The organism is Schaalia odontolytica (genome assembly GCF_009730335.1).
Lineage (GTDB): Bacteria > Actinomycetota > Actinomycetes > Actinomycetales > Actinomycetaceae > Pauljensenia > Pauljensenia dentiphila.
In genome coordinates this window covers 564,104-576,580 of the sequence record NZ_CP046315.1, presented here as the reverse complement: position 1 = coordinate 576,580, position 12,477 = coordinate 564,104, and the positions used below count along the sequence as shown (strand labels likewise).

The 12,477-nt window shown below is 65.0% G+C and carries 15 protein-coding genes; 8 read left to right on the top strand and 7 right to left on the bottom strand.

The window, feature by feature from the left end; all coding sequences use genetic code 11:
* Window positions 1–44: 44 nt before the first annotated feature.
* Window positions 45–500, top strand: a complete 456-nt coding sequence (locus tag FOC40_RS02525; protein WP_003793776.1) for a GNAT family N-acetyltransferase — start codon at window positions 45–47, stop codon at window positions 498–500.
* Window positions 501–1,537: 1,037 nt separating this feature from the next.
* Here FOC40_RS02525 and FOC40_RS02520 read toward each other — a convergent pair.
* Window positions 1,538–2,377, bottom strand: a complete 840-nt coding sequence (locus FOC40_RS02520; RefSeq protein ID WP_003793780.1) for an aldo/keto reductase — start codon at window positions 2,375–2,377, stop codon at window positions 1,538–1,540.
* 47 nt (window positions 2,378–2,424) lie between these two features.
* On the opposite strand from FOC40_RS02520, the gene FOC40_RS02515 reads away from it, so the two are divergent.
* The gene (locus FOC40_RS02515; RefSeq protein ID WP_003793781.1) at window positions 2,425–3,729 is read left to right on the top strand and encodes a M18 family aminopeptidase; all 1,305 of its coding nucleotides are present in this window, start codon (window positions 2,425–2,427) and stop codon (window positions 3,727–3,729) included.
* A 344-nt stretch (window positions 3,730–4,073) separates the two neighbouring features.
* Here the strand turns inward: FOC40_RS02515 and FOC40_RS02510 are convergent, their stop codons facing one another.
* The 5 genes from FOC40_RS02510 to FOC40_RS02490 form a co-directional block, all read right to left on the bottom strand.
* Complete coding sequence (locus FOC40_RS02510) at window positions 4,074–4,901, bottom strand: IS3 family transposase (RefSeq protein WP_231125988.1); 828 nt, start codon at window positions 4,899–4,901, stop codon at window positions 4,074–4,076.
* A 32-nt stretch (window positions 4,902–4,933) separates the two neighbouring features.
* Window positions 4,934–5,446, bottom strand: coding sequence for a helix-turn-helix domain-containing protein (locus tag FOC40_RS02505; protein WP_003793785.1), 513 nt, complete (start codon window positions 5,444–5,446; stop codon window positions 4,934–4,936).
* Between the two features lie 98 nt (window positions 5,447–5,544).
* Window positions 5,545–5,976, bottom strand: a complete 432-nt coding sequence (locus tag FOC40_RS02500) for an Ohr family peroxiredoxin (RefSeq protein WP_003795810.1) — start codon at window positions 5,974–5,976, stop codon at window positions 5,545–5,547.
* A gap of 110 nt (window positions 5,977–6,086) precedes the next feature.
* Window positions 6,087–6,608, bottom strand: coding sequence for an NUDIX domain-containing protein (locus FOC40_RS02495; protein WP_003795811.1), 522 nt, complete (start codon window positions 6,606–6,608; stop codon window positions 6,087–6,089).
* A gap of 18 nt (window positions 6,609–6,626) precedes the next feature.
* A complete protein-coding gene (locus FOC40_RS02490) occupies window positions 6,627–8,201 on the bottom strand; it encodes an aspartate:alanine exchanger family transporter (protein WP_003795813.1) in 1,575 nt (524 codons plus the stop codon).
* A gap of 110 nt (window positions 8,202–8,311) precedes the next feature.
* On the opposite strand from FOC40_RS02490, the gene FOC40_RS02485 reads away from it, so the two are divergent.
* The 6 genes from FOC40_RS02485 to FOC40_RS02460 all read left to right on the top strand — a co-directional run bounded on the left by FOC40_RS02485 (window position 8,312) and on the right by FOC40_RS02460 (window position 11,923).
* Complete coding sequence (locus tag FOC40_RS02485; RefSeq protein ID WP_081445525.1) at window positions 8,312–8,800, top strand: DUF2510 domain-containing protein; 489 nt, start codon at window positions 8,312–8,314, stop codon at window positions 8,798–8,800.
* Window positions 8,797–9,510: a hypothetical protein gene (locus tag FOC40_RS02480; protein WP_003795816.1), complete on the top strand. Its 714-nt coding sequence runs from the start codon at window positions 8,797–8,799 to the stop codon at window positions 9,508–9,510. Before FOC40_RS02485 ends, FOC40_RS02480 begins: the two co-directional genes overlap by 4 nt.
* A gap of 45 nt (window positions 9,511–9,555) precedes the next feature.
* On the top strand, window positions 9,556–10,119 hold the full coding sequence (locus FOC40_RS02475) for a DUF2510 domain-containing protein (protein ID WP_003795818.1): 564 nt from the start codon (window positions 9,556–9,558) through the stop codon (window positions 10,117–10,119).
* Window positions 10,116–10,808 (top strand): hypothetical protein, encoded by a 693-nt coding sequence (locus FOC40_RS02470; protein WP_003795821.1) that lies wholly within the window; start codon window positions 10,116–10,118, stop codon window positions 10,806–10,808. Before FOC40_RS02475 ends, FOC40_RS02470 begins: the two co-directional genes overlap by 4 nt.
* An 84-nt stretch (window positions 10,809–10,892) precedes the next feature.
* Window positions 10,893–11,213: a small transmembrane and glycosylated protein gene (locus FOC40_RS02465; RefSeq protein ID WP_231126049.1), complete on the top strand. Its 321-nt coding sequence runs from the start codon at window positions 10,893–10,895 to the stop codon at window positions 11,211–11,213.
* Window positions 11,210–11,923 carry a hypothetical protein gene (locus tag FOC40_RS02460; RefSeq protein WP_003795825.1) on the top strand — a complete coding sequence of 238 codons (714 nt, stop codon included), beginning with the start codon at window positions 11,210–11,212 and terminating at the stop codon, window positions 11,921–11,923. The genes FOC40_RS02465 and FOC40_RS02460 overlap by 4 nt, the downstream gene beginning before the upstream one ends.
* A 128-nt stretch (window positions 11,924–12,051) precedes the next feature.
* Here the strand turns inward: FOC40_RS02460 and FOC40_RS02455 are convergent, their stop codons facing one another.
* Window positions 12,052–12,474, bottom strand: a complete 423-nt coding sequence (locus FOC40_RS02455; protein WP_003790844.1) for an RNA-binding S4 domain-containing protein — start codon at window positions 12,472–12,474, stop codon at window positions 12,052–12,054.
* Window positions 12,475–12,477 lie beyond the last annotated feature (3 nt).

The following is a 12,477-nucleotide window of genomic DNA, read 5'->3' as shown; positions in this document are numbered from 1 at the left end:
CGCGCTGCGCGCCCGCTACACTGGACCCAGACGTTAGGAGAAACATGACCGTCGAACTTATCACCGCCGCCACACCCGAAATCCACGAGGCCATGGGCCGCCTGATCCCCCAGCTGTCCCGCTCCGCCGCCCCCATGAGCGAGGCCGACGTGCAGCGCTTCCTCTCCCAGTCCGGCGTGCACTTCTTCGTGTTCCGCTCCGAGACAGCCGACGCCGAAGGCAACCACCCGATCCTCGGCATGCTGTCGCTGGCCACCTTCGAGATCCCCACGGGCGTGCGCGCGTGGGTCGAGGACGTCGTCGTCGACGAGGCCGCCCGCGGCCAGGGTGCCGGCCAGGCCCTCGTGGTCGCCGCGATCGAGCACGCTCAGAAGATCGGTGCCCGCACCGTCGACCTGACGTCGCGCCCCTCGCGTGAGGCCGCGAACCGCCTGTACCAGCGCGCCGGCTTCCAGCTGCGCGAGACCAACGTGTACCGCGTGACGCTCGAGAAGAAGTGAGCGCGCGACGCTTGCGTTCTTGAGCCACTTGCATTCCTGAGTTGCCGCCCGCCCCCGCGTGACGCGTGGGCGGGCGCTTCGTTTGGGGCGTTGAAGGCACGGCTAGCCTGAGCCGGGCTGCCGGGCCTGAGAGCGCCCAGCGTTACAAACGTCGTCGTTCCTACTCAAAAAACGACTCTATTCGAAGAAAAATCCGTCAGAATGACGACCTTTGCCACAACAGGCGCGAAAAAGTTCGCCCAGCACGCCACAGACCGACGATTTTGGGCCATTTTTCGTGCGCTGGGCGAACTTTTTCGCGCACAGGCAGCTGTGAGGTGGCGACGTTGAAACCGACGACACCACTGCAACCACTGATGCAGGCCAACGTGAAACCGCCATCACCAATGCTCGCCCCAGAACAGCGACCATTGAAACCACCATCACCTCTGCAACCGAAAAATGCACGAAAAACACCCATTTCTCGCCCGCAAAGGTGATGGCGGTTTCAACCCCACGCGCGCACGAGCGAGCAAAGGCGATAGCGGTTTCATCTGAGGCTCGGCCTGCGCGAGCAAAGGCGACGCCGGTTTCACGCGAGAGATTTGCGACGCCCGCGGGCTATTGGGGGTCCTGATCAACGCACATTCGCATGCAATTCCGCCGCAGACACTTCATGCGTCAGCATGCAATCGTTGAAATTCCAAGCTTTCTGCGGAGTCATAGACGACAGGCGTCAGGGAATTGCATGCGAAATTGCCAAGCAATAGCAGCACCTGCCGCCGGCGTGGAGGGCACAGGAGGGTCCGGAGGACGTAAGAGGGCCTGGCTGCGGTGCCCGTGGGCGGTGGCGGGGCCTGGCCGGGCATCGAGACGACGCATCACCGCACAGCACTGCAGGCGCCGCCGGTGTGGAGGCCGCCGCGGGGCCTGCGGGGCCTGGCCGGGCTTCGAGGCGCGGCGCCGAACGAAGTGAGGTCGCCTAGCCTCGCGGGCGGGCAGGCCACGCGACGCCCGGAATACCAGCGGCGCCACAAGCACCACCGAACGGAGAAGCCTCAGAACTCCTCGTAGTACTCCGGGTTCTGGTCGGCCTGGCGGCCGTCGGGGCGGCCAAGTGCACTGATCGCCGCCATCTGCTCGGATGACAAGGAGAATGAGAAGATATCGAGGTTTTCGCGCTGGCGCTCAGGGTTACCGGACTTGGGCAGGGGCATCGTGCCGAGCTGGTAGTGCCAGCGCAGGATGAGACGCGACGGGGACACGCCCACCCCGGATGCCAGGGCGACGATCGCGGGGTCTTCGACGATACGCCACTTGCGGCCCAGGGGACTCCATGATTCGGTGAGCACGCCGACCTGCGCGTGATACTCCAGCGCGGCGGCCTGTGGGAAGTAGGGGTGCAGCTCGATCTGGTTGACGCTCGGGTATTCGCCGGTCTCGGCGTGCACACGCTCAAGGTGCTCGGGCAGGAAGTTGCAGACGCCGACGGATCGAACGAGGCCGCGGTCGCGGGCCTCCAGCAGCGCCTGGAAGGCCTCGACGTAGAGGCCGTGCTTGGGGTTGGGCCAGTGGATCAGGTACATGTCCCAATAGTCCAGGCCCGCGCGCATGAGGGATTCTTCGAGCGTGTAGACGGCCTCGTCGTAGCGCTGGTGGCGTCCGGGGAGTTTGGAGACCAGGCGCAGTTCCTCGCGGGGGATGCCGCAGCGGCGCACGGCAGCACCGAGGGCGCCCTCGTTCTCATAGTTGAAGGCGCTATCGAGCATGCGATACCCGGCCTCGATGCCCGAGACCATTGAGGACACGCCCGAGGCGCCACGTAGGTTGTAGGTCCCCAGCGCGATCGCGGGAACGTCCAGGCCATCGTTCAGGGTGTATGCGGGGATCTCACTCATGTGTCAATCGTAGGCCTCGCCCCGCGCGGCGTTCTACCATGGGAGGTATGGCACAGCTTGAACTGGACGAGGTCCACGCGAACGCGGTGGACTATCAGCATTTCCTCCTTGATTCTCCTTCTCCCTATCACGCGGCCGAGGTCGTGGCACAGCGCCTGGTGGACGCCGGCTTTACGCGCGTCGACGAGAAGGGCGCGTGGGACGCGTCCCCGGGCGGTCATGTGATGGTACGCGGTGGCGCGGTCGCCGCGTGGTTCGTGCCCGAGACAGTCGACGACGACGCGGGCTTCCGCATCGTGGGCGCGCACACGGATTCACCGGCGTTCTCGGTGAAACCATCGGTACAGTCGACGACGCCGGACGGCTGGGGCCAGATTGACGTCGAGGTGTACGGCGGCATGATGTGGAACTCGTGGCTGGATCGTGAGCTGACGCTGGCGGGCCGCCTGGTGCTGAATAGCGGCGAGGTCGTCCTGGCTCGCACGGGCCCGATTGCGCGCATCCCGCAGCTGGCGATTCACCTGGATCGCGACGTCAATCCGGGCGGGCTGAAGCTGGATCCGCAGAAGCACCTGCACCCGGTATGGACGGTGGACAACCCGTACGGCAACGTGCTGGAGTACGTGGCGCGCACGGCAGGCCTGGATGACGCGTCGCAGGTTGCGGCGTTCGACCTGATCCTCACGCCCAGCCAGGGACCGGGTTTCTTTGGTGATAAGGGCCAGTTCATCGCGGCCTCGCGCCAGGACAACCTGTCGAGCGTGCACCCGGGTCTGGTGGCCTTGGAGCGCCTGGCCGCGCAGGGTACACCCGCGGGCGGCGATGTCACGGTGTTCATGTGCTTCGATCACGAGGAGGTGGGCTCGGAGTCTCGCACGGGTGCGGCTGGCCCGATCCTGGAGACGGTGTTGCGCCGCACGGCGAAGGCGCTGGGCCGCGACGAGGACGGTTTCGAGCGGATGCTCGCGGCCTCGTCGTGCGTGAGCGCGGACGCGGCGCATTCGGTGCACCCGAACTATGCGGGGCACCACGATCCGGATAACCGTCCGATGATGGGCCGCGGCCCGATCATCAAGATCAACTCGAAGCAGCGTTACGCGACGGACGCGGAGGGCATCGCCCTGTGGAATCGTGCGTGCGCGGCGGCGGGCGTTTCTTCGCAGAACTTCGTGGGTAACAACGCGATGCCGTGCGGGACGACGATCGGCCCGATCACGGCGACCCGTCTAGGGATCCTGACGGTGGACGTGGGCGTGGGCCTGCTGTCGATGCACTCGGCGCGCGAGATGAGCCATGTGGATGATCTCCTCGACCTCGCCCGGGTCCTCAAGGCGTACTGGCAGGGCGCCTGACGCCCGCGTGCGGCGAGCCCGAAGGGTGAAGCCGTGCGCGCGGCACCCGCAGCAGGGCGCCTGACGCCCGCGTGCGGCGAGCCCGAAGGGTGAAGCCGTGCGCGCGGCACCCGCAGCAGGGCGCCTGACGCCCGCGTGCGGCGAGCCCGAAGGGTGAAGCCGTGCGCGCGGCACCCGCAGCAGGGCGCCTGACGCCCGCGTGCGGCGAGCCCGAAGGGTGAAGCCGTGCGCGCGGCACCCGCAGCAGGGCGCCTGACGCCCGGGGTGCCTGAGCGCACGAAGTAACCCCGGCCTCGTCCATCTTGAACTGCGCCCCGAAACTTGGACGCTTTAAATGGTAGCCGTTATGCGGCTTCCTGTAGGGCCTGATCCCGGTATTCTGCCGGGGTCAGGCCCTTGAGCTTTACTTGGCGTCTTGTTGTGTTCCAGTGCGTGATGTAGGCGTCGAGGTCGGCTTTGAAGCTCTCGAAGGTCTGCCAGTCCTGGCCGCGGAAGAATTCGTCCTTGAGGTGTCCGAAGACCTGCTCGGTGGCGCCATTGTCGATGCAGTTGCCTTTGCGTGACATGCTCTGGATGAAACCGTTATCGGCGAGCGTGCTGATGTAGGTTTCGTGCTGGTATTGCCATCCCATGTCCGAGTGCAAGATCGGTTCGGCCCCTGCTGGTTTGGCGTCCATGAGTATCTGGAGCATCTCTTGTTGCTGGGCGAGGTTGGGGCACATCGAAATGGAGTGCGCGACGATCTCTTTGCTGGCAAAGTCGTAGACCGGAGCGAGGTAGGCCTTGCCGAAGGAGAGCTTGAACTCGGTGACGTCGGTACCCAGTTTCTGCCAGGGGCCATCGGCCTTGAAGTCGCGGCCGATGATGTTGTCGAAGCTGTGTCCCACGTCCCCCTTGTAGGAGTTGTACCTGTGGTAGGCCCTCTCGCGGCGTATGCCGCAGCGCAGACCCATCTCGCGCATCATCTTCAAGACCGTCTTGTCGGCGATGCGCTCCCCTTCCTCAGCGCGCAGGCACATGGCTATCTGCCTGTGACCGCACCCGTTGGGGGTGCGTGAAAAGATCTGGGCGACCTTGGGACGTAGCTGCGCTCTGGTTGGCTGCTGGGGGTGAGTCAGCGCGTAGTAGTAGCTCGACCTGGCAAGGCCTGCCACCTCGAGGAGATCACACACCCTGTGTCCATGCCCTGAAAGCTCGGCAACCACTAGGGCTTTGTCCCGGTTTGGGAGCGCCTCTGCGCCTTCAGGGCAATCGATTTTTTTAGGTACGCCACCTGCGCCTCAAGCTTACGCACGCGCTCTTGGAGTTCCTCCTCACGCGTTGGTGGCACCGCCCGCACCGACCCCTTCGGCCTGCCCTTGGGCTTAGGCTTAAGGGCCTGCGCGCCGCCCTCGCGGTACAGCCTGCACCACTGCTTCAACGGTGTCGCGCTCGCAATACCGAAGCGCACCATCGCCTCAGGCTTACTCATCCCGCCGTCTACCACGGCCCTCGCTGCGGCGACCTTGGTCTCATAGTCGTATCTGGCGTACTTCACTCCCATGGCCAAAAGTCCGCTCCTCCCAATTGCGCGGTATGTCTTCTGCCACTCTCTCACAGTCTCGGCACACACACCAAGCCTCCCGGCGGTCAAAGCATAGCCACAACCCCTCTCAAACATCGACACCGCCTGCTCCCGAAGCAAACGATCATGCCTCAACCGCAGATCCACAGACATGAAAAGCCTCCCATTCCCCGGACTTCAATTTCGATGTCCAAGAAACGGGAGGCAGTTCATTCAGACGATGCCGGGGTTCTTGCGTCTATCGGGCGCTCTCAGAGAGCGGCGACCGCGGTGACGGTGACGGGCACGTTGCCGCGCGTGGCCTTGGAGTAGGGGCACAGCTGGTGGGCGCGGTCGACGAGGGCCTGGGCGCGGTCGAGCTCGACGCCGGGGATGAAGACCTTAATGTCGGCGGTGAGGGCGAAGGAGTCGCCCTCGGGGCCGAGGCCGATCGTGGTGCGCACGACGGAGTCCTTGGTGTCGATGCCGAGTTCTTTGGCGGCCAGGCCCATGGCGCCCTGGAAGCAGGCGCCGTAGCCCATGGCGAAGAGGGCTTCGGGGTTGGGGCCGTCGCCGGGGCCGCCCAGTTCCTTGGGGGCGCGCATAACGTGGCTGATGCCGAGCGCGGGGACGGTGGAGGTGCCGGCGCGACCACCGGTGGAGTCGGCGGTGACGGCGTAAACGATCTCGTTAGGTGTATCCATGACCCTATTTCACCACTAGGACTTCAGTCCCGCAAGGGGTTTGACAAAAATACAAGCGTTATCGCGCTCACCTCGACGAGGCAGAGACGTGCCCCTCCACTCACGCGAGGTCAGGCGGTGAGGAAGTCCGCGTCGGGGCGGGCGCTCAGCGCCTTGGCGACGGCGCGGCGGAAGCGGTCTTTCATGGGAGGGAGCTGGTCGCCGCGGAAGAACGTGGTCTCGCTGTTTTCGCCGTCGGCGGGGCTCGGCTCGCCACTCACCCACTGCGCGGCGAAGGCGACGTCCAGGTAGGTGGTGACATCTCCGTTGTAGTAGGTGACGGGACCGACGACCTCGACGGAGAGAAGGCGGCGCACCTCAATGCGAACGTCGGCTTCCTCCAAGGCCTCGCGCGCGGCGGCGATCGCAGGCTCCTCGCCCGGGTCAACGATGCCGGTCACGGGGGTCCAGGCGCCGTTATCTGAGCGGCGCACGCACAGGATCTCAACCGCCTCGGGAGCAATGGGGCGTTCCCAGTCGATCGCCACCTGGCCCGGGGCGGGACGCAGGATAACGACGGTCGTGCCGGGCATCCACAGGGGCGCATGGCCGACATGACGGCGCAGTTCGAGGACGAAGTCAGGGGTAGCCATAGCCCTAGTCTACGGCGTTCACAGGAAGGAGGTGATGAGCGGCAAGAGCAGGATCTTGACGATAATCGCGAAGGCGAAGAGGGTCGCGTAGGCGGCCTCGATGCGCTCGTCGGTGACGCGGGCGTCGGCGGCCTGCAGGACGGCCGGCTGGCCGAGGAAGCCCGCGATGCCGCCCGCAGCGCGCGCGGAGGACAAGCCGATGAACTTGGCACCGAGGGCCTGGATGACGCAGCAGACGACAACCATGACGGCGGCGAGGAGCGCGGCGCGCCAACCCTCAGGGCTGCCGAGCAGGCTCGCGAACTGCGGTCCTGCATTCAGGCCGAGGGCGGCAAGGAAGAGCATGAGGCCGATCTGTCGGATCGTCAGGTTCGCGGCGGCGGGCAGGGTCCACACGAGCGGTCCAGTGCGGCGCAGTGCGCCGAGCAGCATACCGACGATCAGGGGGCCGGCGGCGGCGCCCAGCTGGAAGCCCTGGCCGTCGGGCAGCGGGAAGGAGACGATACCCAGGAGCAGGCCGAGGACGAGGCCGATACCGAAAGCCATGCCGTCAACCTCGGCGACACGGCGCTCGGAGTCGCCGAGCCACTCGGCGATGTCGTCGAGCTCGTCCGTGGGAACGACGACGGCAACGTGATCGCCAAGCTGCAGGTCAAGGTCGTCGCGAGCCAGAAGGTCCAGGTCACCTCGGCGCACGCGCGTAATGACAGCACCGAAGCGCTTGGTGACGTTCAGCTCGGAGACACTGCGGCCGGCGACGTCGGGGTTGGACACGACGATGCGCTCGAAGGCGAGGTCGGAACGGTCGTCCTCGAGATTGTGGTCGAGGATCTCGCCGACGAGGGGTGCCGCCTCCTTGATCGACGCGGGATCACCGACCATGACGACGTGATCGCCGGGCAGCAGATCCTCGCCGGGAGCGATGACGCGAGTGCGCCCGTCACGACGCAGGTAGGACAGGCGCACGCGCTGGTCGCGCCACGCGTCGATGTCGCGCGTGTTGATGTGCTTGGAGACATGAATACTGACGGCTTCCAGGGACGACCCCGCGAGGGAAGGTGTGTCCTTGGGGCCGACCCACTTCCTCGTCACGGTGATCGTCACAATGAGAATGCCGCCGATAACGCCCACCGGGTAGCCGAAGGCATAGCCGACCGCCGCGTTGGGATCTCCCGTGAGTCGGGTAGCTGTATCGAGGGCGGGAGCGGCCGTCAGAGCACCCGTGAACAGACCCGAGGTCAGGCCCGAAGACAGGCCGAGGAGGCGGCCTCCCACGAGCGCGATAAGCGCACCGACGACGCACACAATTGTCGTGAGGGCGAGGAGGTTCGTCTGCTTGCGCAAATCCTGAAAGAAGGTGGCACCCGCGGAAATGCCGACGCAATACACGAAGAAGGCTAGGCCCATCGGCTGGACGATCGACATGTGGGTGCTGACGACCTCGGGATGCAGGGCCGAGACGGTCAGTCCCACGAAGAGCGCACCGGCCGCTCCGAAGCGCAGCGGGCCGATCCGGATGGCCCCAATCGCCGCACCCAACGCAACGACGACAAACAGTGCGAGCAGGGGTGAAGACGCAAAAAGAGAGGCCATAGCTTTCAGAGTACCTGTCGCGCGTCCGACGTTCCCCACGACTGTCATATTGCCTACGTTATGGACCTCACGGATTGGTTACACTGGTGCCAGAAACTGAAAGGACGGTCATGTCTCAACCAGCACCCGGATGGTACCCCGACCCCGCAGGAAGCCAGCGCCTTCGCTGGTGGAGTGGCGGCGAGTGGACCGAACAATTCCACGATATGCCGCAGCGGGGAGCGCCTGTCACGCAGCAAACGCCCGCAGACCAGACGGCGGGGCACTACATGCCCGCCCAGTCGCAGGCCCCGACCGTTTCCTCCGACCCCTACAATCCGTCGGGCGTCGCCCCGCAGCTGGGCGCCGCTGGAATGGGCCCACAGGCGGGAGACGCCGCTCCGAAGAGCGGTCGCGGATGGGTCATCGGCGCTATTGTCTCCGTCCTCCTCATGGTCGTTTTCTTCGGCACGATGGTGTACGCGGGCATACAGCTGCGCGCTCAGAACGTCGAGTGGCGCGACGTGCAGGACCAGCGCAACTCCACAAAGATCAGCCTCGACCACAAGCAGGATGAACTCGACAAGGTGAAGAAAGAACTCGAGGAGGCACAGAAGTGAGCTACGGAGTCCAGCCCCCGGCGAAGAAGCCCTCCAGCCTTCCTAGGATCCTGACGATCATCTGCTCGGTTCTTGCCGTCATCTTCCTCCTTGTCAGCGCCACCATGTACGTCAGCGCTCGCTCGAAGGCGCAGGAGATTGAGGATATGCGGGCCGAGATCCAGTCCGCGGACGCTAAGACCGTGGAAATCGACAGCGAAATCACGTCCACTCAGGAGCAGATCGCCGCGGCCAAGGCGAAGAAGGATGCTGAGGAGTGGTGCACCGACTTCGATAAAGACTCGATGAAGGTGACCGACCTCGACAAGATGGCGACCACCCTCAAGACAATGTCGGAGCCACAGCGCAACGCAGTCGGAGAGGTCTGCGGCGGCAAGAAGGCATTCGCAGAGGCATTCGCTAAGGACCTCAAGCGCGGCATGGTCAACACATCGACGCCAACATGCAATGGAGACGGGACCACCGTCACCATTTCCGGCACCGTATCGCTCGACGCACCCACCCTGGCCCAGATCGGCAGCATCGACGTTGTCTACGAGGTATTCGCGGCGAATCACGAGATCAGCGATTCCGATTCTCCGCTCGGAACGACCACTGCCGCCGTACCCCCGGGTGGAACCGGCAACTTCTCAACAACAGTTCCGTTCGCAACAACCGGCGATTTCTACTGTGCGGTGCGCGTCAAGAGCATCTGGCCCACCGGTCTGTGAGCGCCGTATTCACAGCTGTCTCCTGACACGAGAGAAGGAATCACGATGACTGAACCTGCGGAAGGCTGGTACGCCGACCCCAGCGGCACAAACCAGCTGCGCTGGTGGGACGGCCACGCGTGGACAGACTACGTCGAGCCGTACGAGGCACCGGCGCCCTCTCCTGAGGACGTTGAGGTCGCAGTTCCGGCGGTGGACGAGGCCTTCCCGGCTTCGTCCCCCGAGGAGCGGGCCGTCACTTCCGCCGGTACACCCATCCCCATGCCCGAGGCCTCCCTCCCGCAGGAGGTCACCCCGGCCTCGTCGGTAGCGGAGGCACCGGTCGCACCGATTCCGATGCCCGGCTCCCCCGTCGATGAAAAAGACAGCAACGAGACGGATGCACCCGAGAAGAGCGGAACGCTCAAGTGGGTTCTCGCATGCGCAGCATCGTGGGTGCTCGTCGCGGTGTTCATTACCGTGCTCGTCATCGTCTGGTCGCACCTGGGGGCCAGCGGCCGCATCCAGGAGAACGCGAAGAGCCGCGCCGAGACCGCCCAGAGTGAGCTCGATACGGCCCGCTCGACGCTCGAGTCCATCAACCAGCAGCTCCAGGAGGCCACCAAGTGAGCGCTCCCGCACCCCTGCGTGCCGCGACCGTCGCGGGGGCCATCCTCGCCACGGCGTTCATCGTCCTCTCCGCCATCGTCGGGGGCATCAACGCGTGGCGCACACATTCTGCATCCACGTACGAGGCACAGGCTGAGCAGGCCCAGTCCGACAAGGCCGCGGTCGATCAGCAGATCACGGAGGCAAAGGCCGCGCTGGATGCCGCCACCGTGCGCAAGGATGCCGAGAGCTGGTGTGACTCGATCACGCGCGAATCCGCCGCGTCGATCCGAGACTCGCTCAAGACCTACGATTCGGCGACCCAGGCCACCAAGGACGCGATCCACGAACAGTGCGCGGCCAAGGAGACTCTCGCACAGGTCTACCGCACCAACAAGGACGCTGATTTCACCATCGCGGTGGGCGAATGCACAACCGACCAGGTGACAACCACGGTCAATGGCACGCTCACGCTCAAGGACTCTTCCCTGATCGCGTCGCTGGGCACACTCGATGTGGAGATCAACGGGTTTACCGCGGACAAGGGGAAGAACCCCAGCCCCGGCTCACCGTACCAGGGCACGACGACGATCACTCTGACGCCCGGCTCGCCCGCCACTTTCACACTGTCGATTCCCTACGATCCCGCGATGACCGATAAGACCGAGTGCGGCGCGACGATGACCAGCTGGTGGCCCTCCAACCTGTGATGCGCGGTGAATCCCGTCACCGCACCAAATCCAATTTTTTCGACTCGCATAGAATTGGGGAGACACAGTGAAAGGAGTTTCCCCGTGAGCACCCCACCCCCCATCCTGCCTCAAGAACCGGCCGGCATCCCCGTTCCCCCCGCCGGTCAGGTGCCGACTGCGCCGAGCCCCGCGGTCGCGGCCGCCACGCCGACGTTCACCCCGCTGACTGCCCCTCGCCCGCGCGCGACTGGCGGGCAGATCGCGATTGCCGTCATCACGTCGGTCCTCGTCGTCCTCTTCGCCATTACGACCCTCATGGCCGCTGGCATCTACTCCATGAAGAGCAAGGACCTCACCGAGACCCAGGAAGAGCTCAGCACCGTCCAGCAGGAGCTTCAGGAAGCGCAGGAGGCCGCCAAGTGAGTGACAACAACATCCCCACGCCCGCGGCAACCACCCCGGCTCCCGTGACGGTCGCGACCAAGGCACCTAAGAGCAAGGGACTGTCGATCTACAACCGCGTCGCGCTCGTCCTCCTCCTCGTCCTCGTCATCGCGACGACTACCCTGTTCACCTTCGCCGTCCAGAAGACGAAGGCACAGAAGGATATGCAGGATGAGATCCAGACGCTCACTGAGCAGAAGGATGCCCTCGCTGCCCCGGCCTGGTGCGCGCAGGTGACCCCGGACAACACCGACAAGGTCGACGAGCTGTACTCCACGTACGACAGGATGTCCTCGGCCGCTCAGGAAGCGGTGAAGAAGGAATGCAAGGATCGGGTTGACGCCGTCCAGTTGCTGAAGTTCAACGACGCGGAAAACGCGTTCACGATTGATTCTACCTGCGAGCTGGACGACGCTCAGACGACTCTGCACTGCTCCGTGGACGTCTCCCCCGCCAGCGACACGATGAAGACCAAGCTTGAAGCTTTCCAGACGACCGACCTGACGCTGAAGATCTGGTTTGACGAGTCGCAGTTTGTTCTCGGCACCCCGGATCACGTCGTCGACGACGTCGCGACTGCGACGATGACGAAGGGCGAGAAGGTGAGCGTCGATTTCACGCTTCCCTTCGACACGAGCTGGGGCTCCCACTACAAGGTCGAGGTCGCGAAGTACTTCCCGAACATGTGAGCCAGGCACTCTCATCGAACGCACAGGTCCCGTCGCCCCATTCCGGGCGGCGGGACCACGCGTATTCACCAGAGGCAGGCGCGCGGTCCACATCGCGACGTACGCCTACCTCGGACTCGCTCGGGTGCTTAGTAGTGCTCGTGTGAGTCGTATCCGCGCAGCCGATCCAGCTCTCGCCGTTCCTTCTTGGTGGGGCGCCCGCTCCCCTTCTCGCGCATGGCGACGGGAATGTGCACGCGCGGGCGCTCAGGCGTGCGATCGTCGTAGGCTATGCGCGCCTGCGGGTAGGACACGCGCTTGTTCAGCAGCAGATTGACCCCCAGGATGCGGTCGAAGCCCTCAATGCGCAGGCGCACCTCGTCGCCGACGCGCACCTTGTAGGCGGCCTTGACGGGCTCGCCGTTGACGCGCACATGCCCGGCGCGCACGGCGGCCGTCGCCTGCGATCGGGACTTCAGTTGGCGGGTCGCCCACAGCCACGTATCGACGCGCACGGCCGACGAGGCGAGGGCACCCGCGGGGATAACGACTTCTTCGGGGATCTCACTCATCGC

What these genes read in the sequence shown, in the direction of transcription:
- FOC40_RS02525 (WP_003793776.1), top strand. Translation starts at nt 45, where the DNA reads ATGACCGTCGAACTTATCACCGCCGCCACACCCGAAATCCACGAGGCC.
- FOC40_RS02520 (WP_003793780.1), bottom strand. Translation starts at nt 2,377, where the DNA reads ATGAGTGAGATCCCCGCATACACCCTGAACGATGGCCTGGACGTTCCC.
- FOC40_RS02490 (WP_003795813.1), bottom strand. Translation starts at nt 8,201, where the DNA reads ATGGCCTCTCTTTTTGCGTCTTCACCCCTGCTCGCACTGTTTGTCGTC.
- FOC40_RS02505 (WP_003793785.1), bottom strand. Translation starts at nt 5,446, where the DNA reads ATGTCTGTGGATCTGCGGTTGAGGCATGATCGTTTGCTTCGGGAGCAG.
- FOC40_RS02495 (WP_003795811.1), bottom strand. Translation starts at nt 6,608, where the DNA reads ATGGCTACCCCTGACTTCGTCCTCGAACTGCGCCGTCATGTCGGCCAT.
- FOC40_RS02455 (WP_003790844.1), bottom strand. Translation starts at nt 12,474, where the DNA reads ATGAGTGAGATCCCCGAAGAAGTCGTTATCCCCGCGGGTGCCCTCGCC.
- FOC40_RS02500 (WP_003795810.1), bottom strand. Translation starts at nt 5,976, where the DNA reads ATGGATACACCTAACGAGATCGTTTACGCCGTCACCGCCGACTCCACC.
- FOC40_RS02515 (WP_003793781.1), top strand. Translation starts at nt 2,425, where the DNA reads ATGGCACAGCTTGAACTGGACGAGGTCCACGCGAACGCGGTGGACTAT.
- FOC40_RS02485 (WP_081445525.1), top strand. Translation starts at nt 8,312, where the DNA reads ATGTCTCAACCAGCACCCGGATGGTACCCCGACCCCGCAGGAAGCCAG.
- FOC40_RS02475 (WP_003795818.1), top strand. Translation starts at nt 9,556, where the DNA reads ATGACTGAACCTGCGGAAGGCTGGTACGCCGACCCCAGCGGCACAAAC.